Source organism: Thiobacillus thiophilus, assembly GCF_055378705.1.
On record NZ_AP042404.1, the window covers coordinates 449,307 to 464,751 of the forward strand.

The following is a 15,445-nucleotide window of genomic DNA, read 5'->3' on the forward strand; positions in this document are numbered from 1 at the left end:
TTCTCCACTACTGTTCCCCTCATGGGTAATGTCTCCTACTCATTGTTTATAGCCAACGAAACAATAACGCATCCCCGAACATGAAAATCTGGCCTGGTAATTCCTACCCGCTCGGCGCCACCTGCGACAATGGCGGCACCAATTTCTCGCTGTTCTCGGAAGTCGCCGAGCGCGTCGAACTGTGCCTGTTCGACGAAGCGGGCCGCGAAACCCGCGTCGACCTGCCGGAGGTCAGCGGCCACTGCTGGCACGGCTACTTCCCTTCGATCAAGGCGGGGCAGCGCTACGGCTTTCGCGTGCATGGCCCGTGGCAGCCGCAAAACGGCCACCGCTGCAACCCCGCCAAGCTGCTGCTCGATCCTTACGCCAAAGCCATCGACGGCGACGTTCAGATGGACGAAGCGGTGTTTCCCTACCCCTTCGCCGAAGACCCGGACGTACGCAGCGATGCCGACAGCGCGCCTTTCATGCCCAAGTGCATCGTCCAGCAGCCTGCCTTCGATTGGGCGGGAGACCGCCTGTTGCGGCGGCCCTGGCACGAAACCGTCATTTACGAGCTGCACGTCAAGGGCTTTACCGCCCGCCTCCCGGAGGTGCCGTCCGAACTGCGCGGCACCTATGCCGGTCTTGCGCACCCGGCATCGGTCGAGTACCTGAGGCACCTGGGCGTCACCGCCGTCGAGCTGATGCCGGTGCATTATTTTGTGCACGACAAGCACTTGACCGACCAGGGATTGCGCAACTACTGGGGCTATAACTCCATCGCCTACCTCGCGCCGCACACCGGCTACGCGGCCGACAAGCGCCCCGGCGCCGCCGTCGCCGAATTCAAGCAGATGGTGAAGGCGATGCACCAGGCCGGCATCGAGGTCATCCTCGACGTGGTCTACAACCATACCGCCGAGGGCAGCGAGTACGGGCCGGTGCTGTGTTTCGAGGGCATCGACAACGCGTATTACTACCGGCTGCTGGAAGACAACCGCAGCCGCTACATGGACTACACCGGCACCGGCAACAGCCTCAACATGCGCCATCCCCACGTGCTGCAGCTGATCATGGATTCGCTGCGCTACTGGGTGCTCGAGATGCATGTGGACGGCTTCCGCTTCGACCTCGCCGCCGCGCTGGCACGCGGACTGCACGATGTGCACCGGCTGTCCGCCTTCTTCGACCTGATCCAGCAGGATCCGGTGATCAGCCAGGTCAAGCTGATTGCCGAGCCGTGGGATGTCGGCGAAGGCGGCTACCAGGTCGGCAATTTCCCGCCCGGCTGGTCGGAATGGAACGACAAGTACCGCGACAGCCTGCGCGACTTCTGGCGCGGCCAGGACGAAACCCTGGCCGAGTTCGCCTACCGCTTCACCGGCAGCTCCGACCTCTACGCCGATGACTCGCGCAACCCGTACGCCAGCATCAACTTCGTCACCGCCCACGACGGCTTCACCCTGCGCGACCTGGTGTCCTACCAGGACAAGCACAACGAAGCCAACGGCGAGGGCAACCGCGACGGCACCGATGACAACCGCGCCTGGAACTGCGGGGTCGAAGGTCCCACCGACGATCCCGATATCCTTGTCCTGCGTGCGCGCCAGCAGCGCAATATCCTCGTCACCCTGATGCTGTCGCAGGGCGTACCCATGCTGCTCGCGGGGGACGAAATCGGCCGCACCCAGCACGGCAACAACAACGCCTACTGCCAGGACAACGAAATCTCCTGGCTCGACTGGGAACAGGTCGACCTGGCGCTGCATGCGTTCACCCGGCGACTGATCGCCTTCCGCCATGCCCACCCGGCGTTTCGTCGCCGCCGCTGGTTCCTCGGCCGCGCCATTCACGGCGCCGGCTGCGAGGACATTGCCTGGTTCACGCGCGAAGGCACGCAGATGAGCGAGGAGCACTGGGGCGAATGGTTCGCCAAAAGCCTCGGCATCTTCATCAACGGCGACACCATTCCCAACCCCAACACCCACGGCGACCCGGTAACCGACGCCAGTTTCTACCTGATCTTCAACGCCCACTACGAGACGCTGGTGTTCACCCTGCCCGGGAATCCCTGGGGCGAACGCTGGGCACTGCTGCTCGACACCGCGCGGGGCTGGATCGACGCGACGCCGCCGCTCCTGGCCGGCGCCCGGCTGGAAGTGGCGCCGCGATCCGTCGTGCTGCTGCAGCGCGCGGCCTGATCGGGCCTATTCGACGGGTGCGGACGGCTCGACGGGTGCAGGCGGCGGCGCCCGGTAGTCGATGGCCACCGTACCGAGGCGCGCATTCAGCCCCATCACCGGCACCATCAGCAGCCACTGCCCGGGCGCGGTCTCCTCGGCGGTGATCTGCTCCGCAGTCAGATAGCGTTCGGCATAGAGACTACCGAAGGCGACGCCCATATTCCTGCGATCGCTGGCCACGACGATCGAGCCGTCCGCCTTCGCCACCGTCACGCCCTCGAAGCCGTTCAGCTTCACCAGGTCGGACACGTACTGATCCACCTGATCCAGGTTGCCCGCCATCATTTCGCGACGGACCGCCCACGCCAACGGCACGCCGAACTGGTTGAGCGACTGCTTCACCAGCTCGGCCTGGCGGGCCTCGGCCTGCTTGCTCCATTCCGCGCGCTGGGCCGCCACGGATTCCTGCGCCTGTATCACGTCTTCCTGCACCTGTCTCACCGCGATGCCCTTGGAGACATAAAGCCAGCCGATGATGGCAATGCCGATTACGGCGACGACGATCGGCAGACGGTAGCGATGCCAGAATCCCGGTGCGCCAGACGCCTGTTCGTTCGGATCGATTTCAGTCATGTTGCTCCTCCTCAGGTAATGAATCGGGTCTTGGGTGCGTCCACAGCAACGCATAGGGAAACCACTCGAACACCTGTGCCGCCAGCAGGCCGTGCGCTTCACCCAGGGCCTGCATGGCGACGGTCTGCCCGGTCAGCACATTATCCCACTGCACGTGCATCCGCTCCGGCGGCAGTTCGACCCAGGTGTCGCCCCACACCGCGGCGCCGACCGGCACGCGGCCGTCCTCGCCCATGAGGCTGCCGAACAGGCGTGGCACCAGCACCACCAGGGTCTCGCCATTGCGCTGGCGGGCGAAGGCACACAGCTGTTCCGCGCGCGCGCCGTGGGTCTTGAGCGGCAGGTAGTCGCCGTCGCGGAACAGCACCTCGCATTCGCGACGCAGCGCCAGCGTCTTCCATGTCAGGTATAGCTTGATCTGCCCGTCCTGCACCCGTTCGAGCAACTCGCCCACGTACGCCGCCTCGCCGCGCTCGGCGCACGCGGCCCGGATCGCCTGCAGCGCCGCCTGTCGCTGCGCGTAGTCCACCGGCCGCCGGTTGTCGGGATCCACCAGGCTGAAATCCCAGAGTTCGTTGCCCTGGTAGAAGTCCGGCACGCCGGGCGAGGCCAGCCTGAGCAGCAGTTGCGCCAGGCTGGTGAAGACGCCCACGCGCGCGACCCGCTGCGCGAACGGCACGAAGTCGCGCAAAAACAGGTTATTCGGCTCGGGCGCCAGCAGCGCGCGGACGAAGTCGCCGGTCGCCGCTTCGTAGTCGGCGTTCGGATTGATCCACGAGCTGTTCACCTTGGCCTCGCGTACGGCCTTGGTCATGTAGGTCTCGGCCCGCTGCGCCAGCCCGGCCAGCGCGTCGGCATCCGCCGCCTCGAACGGCCATATTCCGAGCAGGGTCTGGTACAGCAGGTACTCGTCGTTGCGGCTGGGCGCGCGTTCGGCGTCCAGCCTGCGGCGCTTGCTGCGGTTGAGCTTGCTCCAGCGGGACAGCGCGTGACGCCACGCGTCCGGCATTTCCGAGAGCGCGGCAAGTCGCGCCCGCACGTCCTCCGAGCGCTTGCTGTCGTGGGTGGAACCGGCCAGCATGGCGTGCGGCCAGCGGCGCGCGCGCGCCTGGTTCTCGTGATGGAAGGCCGTCAGCGACACGCCGAAGCGATGCGGCTCGCTGCCGACCTCGTTCAGGGCCAGCAGCCGGGTGTACTGGTAGAAGGTGGTGTCCTCCACCGCCTTCGCCATCACCGGGCTGCTGTACTGCTGGAACTTCATGGCGAAGGCGCACGCCGCCTGCCGGTAGTCCTCGCTGCGGCCCTGCCCCTGGCGCGCCAGAAGGACGTCGCGGACGAAATCGAAAATGCTGGGGTCCGCAGCCGTGCTGCGCTTCTTCGCCACGCCAACCGCCCACTCCACGTAGCGGGCGTCGTCCGGCGTGGTCTCGCAGTCCGCGACGTAGGTGCGGTAGACCGGGAAGCCGGCGACGATTTCGGCCAGTGCGCCACGCAGGCTGTTGAAGGTAAAGTCGCAGGTACGGCGGTCCCCCTTGGCCAGCCGCGTCAGCTGGGTCGCCAGCACCTGCAGCTCGCCCGCCAGCGCAGTCTCCATGATCAGGTGCTTGTTGGTACGCACCATCTCGTCGAAATCCGGATGCGCACCGATGAAGCCCTGATAGATGCGGTTGAAATGGGCTTCGGCGGCGGCGTCGACGAACAGGCCGCCGCACGCCGCCGCGAAGTCGTAGCCGGTGGTGCCGTGAACCTGCCACGATTCCGGCAGATGCTCGTGGGCGGCAAGGATTTTCTCTACCACCAGGTACAGCGGCCGCGTGTTCTCTGCGTCCGTTTCGGGCGCCGCCGCCATCGCCTGGAGGCGCCCGAAATATGCCTTCGGGTCATAGAGGCCGTCCGGATGGTCGATGCGCAGCCCGTTCACGTAGCCGCGCGCGAGGAGTTCGCGCACCAGGCTGTGCGTGGCCTCGAACACCTCGGGGTTGTCCATGCGCAGCGCCGCCAGGTCGTTGATGTCGAAGAAGCGGCGATAGTTGATTTCGTCCGAGGCCACGCGCCAGAACGCCAGCCGATAGGCCTGGGCCTGCAGCAGTTCGTGCATCAGGTCGAAACCCTCGGCACCCGGCGCCGCGGCGCCGTTGAACGCCGTCACGTTCTCGTCGACGAACTGCGCGATGTCGGCATTACCCACATAAAGCGAGGCCAGATGGCGTTTGTGCATTTCCTTGTCGCGGGTGCGCTCGGCTACCGAATCCGCGTCCAGGCTGTCGCGTCCCGGCAGATGGCCGAAGGCCGTGACCAGCGACTGGAATTCCAGCAGCGCCGCATCCTCGGTTCCCAGGCGCGATTGCAGGCGCGCCAGGTCGTGGCTCAGGATGCGCGGGTACTCGCGCGGGTCCACCGGGAAGCGGTGCTCGTAATAGAAAACGCTGAAGGCGCCCTCCTCCAAATCGAATACGAGCCGGAGTTCGCCGCTTTCGAGCACGGCGCCGTAGTGGTCGCCCAGCACCGGTAGCAGCACCCGCCCCGGCAGTTCCCCGGCGATGGCATACCAGTCGATGTCGAAGTAGCCGGCGAAGCGGGAGGCCGGGCCGTTCTCCAGCACGTCCAGCCACCAGCTGTTGTCGGCGCCCATGATACCCATGTGATTGGGCACCATGTCGACGATCAGGCCCATGCCGCGATGCTTCAGTCCCGCGACGAACTGCTCGAAATCCTCGGCGTTGGCGATTTCCGGGTTGAGGCTGCTGTGGTCGGTGATGTCGTAGCCGTGGCGGCTGCCAGGGCGCGCTTTGAAAATCGGCGACAGGTAGCAGTGGCTGACGCCGAGTGCGTCCAGATAGGGCAGCAGCGCCGTCGCCTGGCGCAGCTTGAAATCGCGGTTCAACTGCAAGCGGTAGGTCGCGCGCGGAATCCACAGGCGCACGCCCTCCCCACTCCCGCCGCCGGCCGGGCCGGACACCTGGACCACCGGACGCGCCTGGCGCAACGCCGGCAGAAGGGCTTGCAGCCAGGGGCTGTCGTACCACGCCTCCAGGTCGAGCGGTACCTTCAGCCGCCAGTTCGGATAGACCGGCTCCACGGTGCCCGGCAGATTGGGCTGCTCATGCACGCCGAAGGCGTCTTCCAGCTGCACCAACAGCAGTTTTGACGGCGCGCGTGCCAGGTAGGTGTAGACCGCGGCCGCCAGCTCGGGCGTCATCTCGGGGAAAGCCACCGGCTGCATCCCGCTGCCGGGCGGCAGCACGCCCTCGCCTTCCAGCGCCACCAATAGCTGGGCGCGGTCTTCCGAGCGCAGGATCACTTGCTGGTTGCGCACCTCGTCGTCCGGAAACAGGTGCAGGCGGTCGCGCAGGTCGATGTCCAATCCCTGCCAGAAACCCGCCAGCGTCGGCAGGTCGTGGGTGGTCACTGCGGCTGCGGCATTCTCCGGATAGGCCTGTGGCGGCTGCAGTCGGCCGTTGTCCTGCCGCTCGAAATACAGCAGCCGCGTCGACAGCACATTCATCGGATGCAGGGCATCACGCACCGCGTCCGGCACCGTGCCGAGATCCTCGCCCACCACCAGACAGCGGTTACGCTGGCTTTCCAGCGCAAGGATGCCGAGCAGATCCTCGAACGGGTACAGCACGTAGGCGCCTTCTGCGATCGGCAGGCCGCGCGCCACCCAGAACAGGCGCTGCAGCCCCATCACGTGGTCCAGGCGCAGCGCGCCGGCGTCGTGCATGTTGGCGCGCAAGAGCTCGATGAAAGGCGCGTAGGCCGCGTCGGTCAGCCGGTGCGGGATCCATGGCGGCAGACCCCAGTCCTGCCCCATGCGGTTGATCAAATCTGGCGGCGCGCCGGTGCTGGCGCCGAGCGCGTAGAGTTCGCGCCGCCGCCAGGTGGCGGCGCCGCCTTCCGCCACGCCGACCGCAAGATCGAGCATCACGCCGATGCCGAGCCCCAGTTCCCACGAGCGGGTGCCGGCTGCGGCCAACTGTCCGGTCGCCTGCCACTGCAGGTATTCGAAATACGCCACCCGTTCCGGATGGGCCTCGCGGAAGGCTTCCACCTCGGCCGCGTGGGGATCGCGGTAGGCTTGCGGCCATACCGGCCAGCCCCACACCGCGCTGTCCTGTCCGTGGAAATGTTCCTGCAGCGCCTCGAACAGCGCCTGTTTGCGCAGGCCCTCGCCCTGCGTCGCCTGGAAGGCGCGAAAGCCCTTCGCCCGCTCGCTGTCGCGCTCGACGTGCTCGCTGCGGAAATGTTCATACAGGCGCTCGAGGACCTGCTTTTTGACCTCCGCTACGCCGCGGTAATCGACCTGGGCGACGGCGCGCAATGCGCGCAGCCGCGCCTGGAACTGCGGCACGCGCACCATCGCGCGAGCCTCTTCGCACTCGGCGAAATCGGCGATGGCCTCGACGTCGAGGTACAGCGTGTTGAAGAACGAGCGGCTGGAAGGACTGTAGGGGCTGGCGTGCTCGGGGGCATCCGGGAACAGGGCGTGCAGCGGATTGAGCAGCACTGTGCCGGCCCCGATCCCGGCGCAGAATTCGATCAGGTTGCGCAGGTCGCCGAAGTCGCCGATGCCCCAGTTGCGTTCGGAGCGGATGCCGTAGAGCTGAGCCGCGAAACCCCATGCGCGCCCCTCGCCCTGGATCGCCGGCGGCACGTAGCAGGTGGCGGGAGCGACGATGAGCGACATCCCGGCGGCCTCGCCCTGGCCGTCGGCGCGTTCGAGGATGAAGCGGTGATAACCCGGCTCCAGCGGCATATCCAGCGGCAGCACACGCCGCACGAAAGCCTGGCCGTCGAGATCGCAGTGTCCGGCCGCTTCCAGATCCGCCGGCACGCATTCGCCGTGGTCTTCGGCGCCCGACTCGCGCTGCAGGCGCCAGCGAAACGCCTGTTTCTCTTCGGCCAGCGCCAGCCTGATGGCGATGCGATGCGGCAGCGCCGGCTCGCGTACCACCCGCACCGGCGGCAGCGGCCGCGTCCACTCGCGCCGGTCCAGCGCCCGCAGGGATGCCGCCACCTCGTCGTCACTGTTCGCCGGCAGCCCCATGGCCTCGAGCAGGGCGCGCCGGGTCGCGTCGGGCGTGCGATGGAATCCATCCCAGATATCGTGGTAGCCGGGCAGCACGCCAACGCGCTCGCACAGCCGGTCAAGCAATGTGCTCATGGCGATTCCTCCAGCGTCCACAGCACCGACCATGGCTCCAGCACGCCCTGCCCCGCCGCCTCCAGGGCGAACAGCATTTCCCCGGGCGGGGCGGCGGCAGCGACCGGCTTGCCGGACAGGTTCGCCAGCAGCCGCAGCGTCGAGCCGTCGCCGAGGTGCCAGCTCACCTGCAGGCCGGCGGCAGCGAATGTCTCGAACGCGCCGGTGTGGCCAGCCATGCCGTATAGCCGCGGCACGACGATTTCCCGGCGCAGCCGCAGCAGTTTCCGATAATAGGCCAGCCAGTCCGCCCGTTCCGGTTCGCCGAGCGAATCCCAGTCGAGCTTCGAGGCGGCAAAAGTTGCGGGCTCATTGGGGTCGGGGATCGCCGCCTGTGTCGCCGTGTCGGCGAAACGCGCGAACTTGCGAAACTCGCGCCGCCGTCCTTCGGTTACCGCCGCACGCAGGTCGCCGCCGAAGTCACAGAAAAACTGGAACGGCGTCGTCGCCGCGAACTCCTCGCCCATGAACAGCATCGGGACGGCCGGCGCCAACAGATAGACCGCAGCCGCCGCGCGTACCGCCACTGCCGGCGCGAGCTGGCCAATGCGCTCGCCGAAGGCACGGTTGCCCACCTGATCGTGGTTCTGCAAAAAGCTCACGAAGGCCTGCGGCGGCAGCTGCGCACTCGGCTCGCCGCGCGCGCTGTGGTCGCGGTAGGCTGAAATCTCGCCCTGGTAGGCGAAGCCTTCGGCGAGGCAGCGCCCGAGGTGGTGCGCGGGCGCATCGGCATAGTCCGCGTAATAGCCGTCGGTCTCGCCGGTCGCGAGGACGTGCAGCGCGTGGTGGATGTCGTCGTTCCACTGCGCGGTGTAGCGCCCCGCGCCCAGATGGTGCGCCTCGTTGGCGTCGTTTTCCAGGATCAGATGGACCCGGCGCTCGGGGCCGAGCGCCGCGTGCACGCGTGCCGCCAGTTCGGTCAGGATATGCGGCGCGGAATCGTCGATGATCGCGTGCACCGCATCCAGGCGCAGGCCGTCGAAGTGGTATTCCGTGAGCCAGTACAGCGCGTTGTGAATGAAGAACTCGCGCACCGGGCGGCTGTCCGCGCCATCGAAGTTGATCGCCGCGCCCCACAGCGTGTGGTGGCGTTCGGTGAAAAATTTTCCGGCGTAGACATGAAGGTAGTTGCCCTCCGGTCCGAAGTGGTTGTAGACCACGTCGAGCAGCATCATCAGGCCGCGCGCGTGCGCCGCCTGCACCAGCGCCTTCAAGTCTTCCGGCCGGCCGTAGCGGCTGTCCGGCGCGAACAGCAGCGCACCGTCGTAGCCCCAGTTGCGCGCCCCCGGGAAATCCGCCACCGGCATCAGCTCGATCGCCGTCACCCCCAGTTCGACCAGATAGTCCAGCCGCTCGATCACGCCGGTGAAGGTCCCCTCCGGCGAGAAGGTGCCGACGTGCAGTTCGTACACCACCGCTTCTTCCCACGGCCGTCCGCGCCATGTCGCATCCTGCCAGTCGAAGGCCGCCGGGTCGATCACCTCGCTCACGCTGTGTACATCGTCCGGATTGAAGCGCGAGACCGGGTCCGGGACGTGCAGGCCGTCGTTGACCTCGAACCGATAACGCGTCCCGACCCCGACATCCGGGACGACGAGCTCGAACCAGCCGTCGCCGCAGGCAGTCATCGACAGCACCGGTTCGTGCGGCACGTCGGCGATGCACAGGCCCACCCGCTCGCAGCCGGGCGCCCACAGGCGGAATTGCACACCGCCCGGCGTGATCCGCGTTCCGAATGGCATGTCGTGGCGTCGTGTCGTCAAGCCCATGCTCCCTTCAGCGCTGCGCCACCTGGGTCAGGCGCCGCATGGCGCCGACGATGCCGGTCGAATGATGCACGAGTGCGTCGCTCACCTGCAGGATTGCCTTTTTTGCGAGGAACAGCGTTATCAGCGCCTCGGCGGTCGCAGGCTCGGCCGGATAGGACGGATGCCCGGACATCGCCCGCCGGTAGCTCTGGAAGAACGCCCGGCGCGCCGCCCGTTCCCAGTCGTCGACATGGCGCTGCAGCGCCGCGCCCACCTCCGGCGAACCGCTGGCCACCTCGTCCAGCGCGGCGGTCCCGGCCTCGCCCAGGGAGAGCAGCATGCCCGCCACATCCTGCAGCGGCGTGTGCTTGCGCCGCCGCTCGGTCCAGCTGCGTCCCGGCGCCCCGCCATAGTTGGCGATCAGAAAATCGTTGTTCACCAGCCAGGCCTGGCCGAGGTGATAGTTGCCGTGGCAGCGCGTCTTCATCGCATCCAGCCGCAGGCTGGCCGGCCGCACGATGCGCTGGTAGAGCTTCGGCCTTGCCGCTTGCAAATCAAGGCCAATGGATTGCGCCGCGTCCGGCAACTGCGACAATGCCTGATCCAGACGTTCGTACATCGCCTCCATCTCGTGCTGCACCGTCTTGACCCAATCGGCGATGTCCCCTGCGTCGACGGGCTCGCTGCCGAAGGCACCCGCCTCGTCGGACAGGGCCAGCGCCTGGTGAAATTGCGCCGTGCGCTGGCCGAGCGTCTTCATCAGCGCCAGGTAGGCACTGTGGCGGACATCCGACGGTTGCTCGGGCCTGCTGCGATGCACATCCAGATGGCGCTCCAGATAATCCAGCGTATACGCCCAGGCGTTGCCCTGGTTTTCCATATAGCGCTCCAGGATCGACACGGTCGAGCGTTGCTCCTGCGCGTCCCTGTATTCCGCGGTGCCGGCCAGTTGGGGCACATGGGAGAAATGCGCTATTTCGGTCAGGAAACGCGACATTTCAAGTTCCGGGTGCATGCCTTCCAGCAGCCAGCGATACCCCTTCAACACCAGCTTGTTGTCGAAATTCACCCGCAGGCGTCCATGCTCGGAAACGCTGCGAACAATGTCTGCCGCCGCCGGGCAGGAGAATCCTGCTAAAACGCCGATCGCATTGAATTCGAGTTTTCCATCGTCAAGGTCGATCGTCTCGCCCCGTTCCATCGCCGACACCACGGCGCAGCAGAAGCGGTCGTCCCAGAAGGCGTCGAACAGCACGCCGACGCGCGCGCGCCGCCGCACCTTGGCCAGGGTGGCGTGCAGTAGCGCAGCGACACGGCCTTCGTCCTCGTCTTCCCAGGCCAGCGCCAACGGAATGGCGTAGCGATGAATTTCGCCGCCGGCAAGCGCGACCGAGACTGTCGCCAGCAGCCAGCTGCACGACTCCACGGACCACTCGCGCGTCGTGTCGAACGCGTATTTCTCGACCGCCGCGTCGCGATCCGCGAACCATGGCTGCGCGTGCAAATAGCGCGGGATGATCTGGCGCTCGAGTTGCTCGCGTGCGCGCCGCGCCATCAGCTGGTTCACGCCCTCGCTGTCTTCCGTGCGCGCGAACAGCGTGCGCCAGCCGCTGTCCACCAGCACCAGCACCGGCAGGTCCGGCGGCACCGCGCGCTCCTCGTGCCAGGACGGCGCCTCGACGTCGGTCGCCAGGCGGAAGGAATAGAAGCCATACCCGCTGAGGGTGAGCAGATAGAGCAGATCGCCGATCGGCGGAAAGCGGCTGCGGCCCATCAATTCCACCGGCACCCGCTGCCTGAAAGCGGACAGGTCCAGTTCCACCGCCTGCGGCGCGCGCGACAGATTGGCCACGCACAGGATCGTCTCGTCTTCGTGCTCGCGCAGGTAGGCGAGGATCTTGCGGTTGCCGGGCCGCAAAAAACGCAGGCTGCCACGGCCGAAGGCGCGGTGCGCGCGGCGCATGGCGATCAGACGCCGGGTCCAGTTGAGCAGCGAGGACGGATTGCGATGCTGCGCCTCGACGTTGACCGCGCCGAAGCCGTAGACCGGATCGTCGATCGGCGGCAGGAAAAGCCGCGCCGGATCGGCGGTGGAAAACCCGCCGTTGATGCCGCGGTCCCACTGCATCGGCGTGCGCACGCCGTTGCGGTCGCCGAGCCGGATGTTGTCGCCCATGCCGATCTCGTCGCCGTAGTAGAGGATCGGCGAGCCCGGCATGGTCATCAGCAGCAGATTCATCAGTTCGATGCGATGGCGGTCGTTGTCCAGCAGCGGCGCCAGCCGGCGGCGGATGCCGAGGTTGAGGCGCGTCTGCGGGTCGCTGGCATAGGTCTGGTAGAGATAGTCGCGCTCGCGGTCGGTCACCATTTCCAGCGTCAGTTCGTCGTGGTTGCGCAAGAACACCGCCCACTGGCAGCCGTCCGGAATGTCCGGCGTCTGCTCCATGATTTCGATGATCGGATGGCGGTCCTCCTGCGCGATCGCCATGTACATGCGCGGCATCAGCGGAAAGTGATAGGCCATGTGGCACTCATCGCCGTCGCCGAAATACTCGCGCACGTCCTCCGGCCACTGGTTCGCCTCCGCCAGGAACATGCGGTTCGTGTAGTGGCGGTCGAGTTCGGCGCGCATCTGCCGGATCACCGCGTGCGTCTCCGGCAGGTTCTCGTTGTGGGTGCCCTCGCGCTCGCACAGGTAGGGCACCGCGTCCAGCCGCATGCCGTCGACGCCGGCGTCGAACCAGAAGCGCATCGCCTTCATCAGCGCCTTGAATACATGCGGATTGGCGAAGTTGAGGTCGGGCTGGTGCGAAAAGAAGCGATGCCAGTAATACGCCTGCGCGGTCTCGTCCCAGGTCCAGTTCGATTTTTCCGTGTCGGTGAAAATAATGCGCGTGCCGGCGTACTTCGCGTCGCTGTCGCTCCACACGTAATAATCGCGCTTGACCGATCCGGGCGGCGCCCGCCGCGCCGCCCGGAACCAGGGATGCCGGTCCGAGGTGTGGTTGATCACCAGTTCGGTGATCACGCGCAGGCCACGGCGATGGGCTTCGTCGATGAAGGTCCGGAAATCCGCCATCTCGCCGAAGTCCGGATGGATGTTGTGATAATCGGAAATGTCATAGCCGTCATCGCGTCCCGGTGACGGATAGAACGGCAGCAGCCACAGCGTGTTCACCCCCAGTTCCTGCAGGTAATCGAGCCTGGCGATCAGCCCGGGGAAATCGCCCACGCCGTCGCCGTTGCCGTCGAAAAATGCCTTGACGTGCAGCTCGTAGATGATCGCGTCCTTGTACCAGAGTGGGTCTTCTTCCATGGGCCCTTTTTGTTCCGCGTTGAAGTGCCGGGCATTTATGCCTGCTGCCGGGCGAGTAATCGGACTATTAAGGATAGATGCTAATGCGCGTCTGTGTTTGAGCGCCGACTAAGTCTTGAGTGTACACGCTACGAGGGATTGCTCTCCCTCGCCGATGTGGTCTCGCTCGAGCGTGATGCTTCAGGGTTTTTCCAGCATGTGTTTCAGGCGCAGCGCATCGAGGGCTGCATGGCCTTGCTGGTCGTTGTCGAAATAGCAATACACCGCCCTGCCCTGCCTGATCCAGGTAGAGAAGGCACCCGCCCAGCCCGCCAGCATGCGGTTGTCGTAGCGGCCCTGGTAGGCGGCAGCCGGACCGTGCAGGCGCACGTAGACAAAATCTGTCGTGACATATTTGGGCGACACCTGCCCGCCCAGGTCGTAGATGCAAAAGGCGGCATCGTGTTTTTCGAGCAGACGCCGCACGGATCGGTCGAACCAGCTCGGGTCGCGGAATTCGAAGGCATAGCGATGGCGCCGGTCGAGGCTGTCCAGAAACGCCTCCAGCCGCGCAGGGTCGGCATTCCAGCGGGGCGGCAGCTGGAACAGGATAGGGCCCAGGCGGTCGCCCAGCCGGTCGACGGTCTGCAGGAAGGGGGGCGCGGTTTCATGCGGATCCTTGAGCTTCTTCATGTGGGTGATGTAGCGGCTGGCCTTGGCGCTGAACACGAAGCCGGCGGGCACCGCATCGCGCCACTGGTCCACGATCGCCGCCGCCGGCAAGTGGTAGAAGCTGGTGTTGATTTCCACGCTGGAGAAGCGTCCGGCGTAATGGGCGAGCCTTTTCCCGGCGGCAAGCCCCTCCGGATAGAGCGGCCCTTCCCAATGGTCGTAGGACCAGCCCGAGGTGCCGATATGGAGATGGTTCATGGTCTAGACGAAGGGCACGCGCGAGCCGTCCATTTGTTCGACTATATTGGTCAATGACTTGCTGCAACGCGCGGCAGTGGCCACGAGGAGGACACCATGTCAGTCGCCAAAATCATCGAAATCAGTTCCGAATCCACCAGCAGCTTCGAAGACGCCATTCGTCTTGGCATTGAGACCAGCGCCAAGACCGTGCGCAACATCCAGAGCGCATGGGTGAAGGAACAGTCGGTCGTCGTCGAGAACGGAAAAATCGTGAAATACCGGACGGTCCTCAAGGTCACTTTCGTCCTCGAGTAATGCCGCAGCGTGTCCCTCGGGCCACGCTTGCCGCACATCAGGCCAAACCTGAATTTCCACGCTTCAAGCACGGCTGGCCGCTTCGCGCTGCCGCTCGTGCGACACCAGCTTCGCCAGTTCGGTCATTTCCTCCGCCAGCAGGCTCAGCAGATCGTCCAGCGTGAGGATGCCGACCAGACCCCCGTCACGGTCGACCACCGGCATGCGCCGCACGCCCTTGCCGCGCATGTAGCGCAGCGCCTCGAACAGGCCTTCGCTTTCGCGCACGGTCGCCACTTCCGGGCCCATGATGTCGCCCACCTTGAGCACGTCCGGATTCACCCCCGCCGCTACCACCTCCACCACGATGTCGCGGTCGGTGACGATGCCGACGGGATGCCTGCGGCCGTTTCTTTCCTCGACTACGACCAGATCGCCCACGTGATGCTGGCGCATCAACTGCGCCGCGTCCACCACCGAAAGCGCCTTCCTCGCAATCACCACCTCACGGTTGCAAATTTCGCCCACTGCCATGTCGTGCTCCTTGTTTCAACGGGCCTGCTATTCAAGATAGCCGACGCCTGGAAATCAGTTGGCACGATGCAGGGGGGTGCGGCGGTGGCCGCCGAAGATGGCGGTACGGTCACGGGGCGGGCATTGAGGCGCATCCACCCACTTTGTCGTTGCGAGCGTAGCGAAGCAATGACCAAAAAAAGTAAAGGAGCAGCCTCGCAACAAAAACTCTGCGATGCCGCCCCTTTAATTCTGGTCGGAGCGCGGTAGGTCAGCGCACATACAGCGGGTTGCGCTGGTGACCCGCTTTGAGCGTTGTCAGCGGCCGATACGTATGGTGTCCATCGATCCCAACACGCCGAAAACCTGCAACAGCCATATCACGACAACAATGACGACGACGATATTCAGGATGTTTTTGATCTTCCGATCCATGGGTATGTAGGTATTGACGAGCCAAAGCAGCACGCCAACCACGATCAAGACGATGACTAAGTTAATCAGAGGCATGCGGATTCTCCTGTGAGCGCATTAAAAATTGCCAGGGGCACTGACAGAATAGTTTAGATGCGGCTAGATGCTACCTCTTCCCTCTTTCTTGCTTTATAGCCGATCGTAAGCGGCGTCTTCGTCGTTGCCCCACAACGGCGCGAAACGTGTCTCGCTCGCAGACGGCGGCGTG

9 protein-coding genes are annotated in these 15,445 nt (G+C 65.5%); 2 read left to right on the forward strand and 7 right to left on the reverse strand.

Features of this window, described 5'->3' with window-relative positions; all coding sequences use genetic code 11:
* The first annotated feature begins 80 nt into the window (after positions 1 to 80).
* Complete coding sequence (glgX, locus tag ACZ41T_RS02195) at positions 81 to 2,183, forward strand: glycogen debranching protein GlgX (protein WP_464922848.1); 2,103 nt, start codon at positions 81 to 83, stop codon at positions 2,181 to 2,183.
* A 6-nt stretch (positions 2,184 to 2,189) separates the two neighbouring features.
* On the opposite strand, the gene ACZ41T_RS02200 is transcribed toward glgX, so the two are convergent.
* From ACZ41T_RS02200 to ACZ41T_RS02220, 5 genes are all read right to left on the reverse strand, one after another.
* Positions 2,190 to 2,798, reverse strand: a complete 609-nt coding sequence (locus tag ACZ41T_RS02200) for a hypothetical protein (RefSeq protein WP_464922849.1) — start codon at positions 2,796 to 2,798, stop codon at positions 2,190 to 2,192.
* Entirely contained in the window at positions 2,791 to 7,962 is a 5,172-nt protein-coding gene (locus tag ACZ41T_RS02205) for a malto-oligosyltrehalose synthase (RefSeq protein WP_464922850.1), read from the reverse strand. The genes ACZ41T_RS02200 and ACZ41T_RS02205 overlap by 8 nt, the downstream gene beginning before the upstream one ends.
* Entirely contained in the window at positions 7,959 to 9,764 is a 1,806-nt protein-coding gene (gene treZ / locus ACZ41T_RS02210; protein WP_464922851.1) for a malto-oligosyltrehalose trehalohydrolase, read from the reverse strand. Before treZ ends, ACZ41T_RS02205 begins: the two co-directional genes overlap by 4 nt.
* 13 nt (positions 9,765 to 9,777) lie before the next feature.
* Positions 9,778 to 13,065 (reverse strand): maltose alpha-D-glucosyltransferase, encoded by a 3,288-nt coding sequence (treS, locus tag ACZ41T_RS02215; RefSeq protein ID WP_464922852.1) that lies wholly within the window; start codon positions 13,063 to 13,065, stop codon positions 9,778 to 9,780.
* A gap of 180 nt (positions 13,066 to 13,245) precedes the next feature.
* Positions 13,246 to 13,974 carry a DUF72 domain-containing protein gene (locus tag ACZ41T_RS02220; protein ID WP_464922853.1) on the reverse strand — a complete coding sequence of 243 codons (729 nt, stop codon included), beginning with the start codon at positions 13,972 to 13,974 and terminating at the stop codon, positions 13,246 to 13,248.
* Between the two features lie 96 nt (positions 13,975 to 14,070).
* Between ACZ41T_RS02220 and ACZ41T_RS02225 the strand changes: the two genes are divergently transcribed.
* Positions 14,071 to 14,271, forward strand: a complete 201-nt coding sequence (locus tag ACZ41T_RS02225; protein WP_464922854.1) for a dodecin family protein — start codon at positions 14,071 to 14,073, stop codon at positions 14,269 to 14,271.
* A gap of 63 nt (positions 14,272 to 14,334) precedes the next feature.
* On the opposite strand, the gene ACZ41T_RS02230 is transcribed toward ACZ41T_RS02225, so the two are convergent.
* The gene (locus ACZ41T_RS02230; RefSeq protein WP_464922855.1) at positions 14,335 to 14,784 is read right to left on the reverse strand and encodes a CBS domain-containing protein; all 450 of its coding nucleotides are present in this window, start codon (positions 14,782 to 14,784) and stop codon (positions 14,335 to 14,337) included.
* Between the two features lie 297 nt (positions 14,785 to 15,081).
* Positions 15,082 to 15,273 carry a Thivi_2564 family membrane protein gene (locus tag ACZ41T_RS02235; RefSeq protein ID WP_464922856.1) on the reverse strand — a complete coding sequence of 64 codons (192 nt, stop codon included), beginning with the start codon at positions 15,271 to 15,273 and terminating at the stop codon, positions 15,082 to 15,084.
* Positions 15,274 to 15,445 lie beyond the last annotated feature (172 nt).

What these genes read in the sequence shown, in the direction of transcription:
- glgX (WP_464922848.1), top strand. Translation starts at nt 81, where the DNA reads ATGAAAATCTGGCCTGGTAATTCCTACCCGCTCGGCGCCACCTGCGAC.
- ACZ41T_RS02200 (WP_464922849.1), bottom strand. Translation starts at nt 2,798, where the DNA reads ATGACTGAAATCGATCCGAACGAACAGGCGTCTGGCGCACCGGGATTC.
- ACZ41T_RS02205 (WP_464922850.1), bottom strand. Translation starts at nt 7,962, where the DNA reads ATGAGCACATTGCTTGACCGGCTGTGCGAGCGCGTTGGCGTGCTGCCC.
- treS (WP_464922852.1), bottom strand. Translation starts at nt 13,065, where the DNA reads ATGGAAGAAGACCCACTCTGGTACAAGGACGCGATCATCTACGAGCTG.
- ACZ41T_RS02220 (WP_464922853.1), bottom strand. Translation starts at nt 13,974, where the DNA reads ATGAACCATCTCCATATCGGCACCTCGGGCTGGTCCTACGACCATTGG.
- ACZ41T_RS02225 (WP_464922854.1), top strand. Translation starts at nt 14,071, where the DNA reads ATGTCAGTCGCCAAAATCATCGAAATCAGTTCCGAATCCACCAGCAGC.
- ACZ41T_RS02230 (WP_464922855.1), bottom strand. Translation starts at nt 14,784, where the DNA reads ATGGCAGTGGGCGAAATTTGCAACCGTGAGGTGGTGATTGCGAGGAAG.
- ACZ41T_RS02235 (WP_464922856.1), bottom strand. Translation starts at nt 15,273, where the DNA reads ATGCCTCTGATTAACTTAGTCATCGTCTTGATCGTGGTTGGCGTGCTG.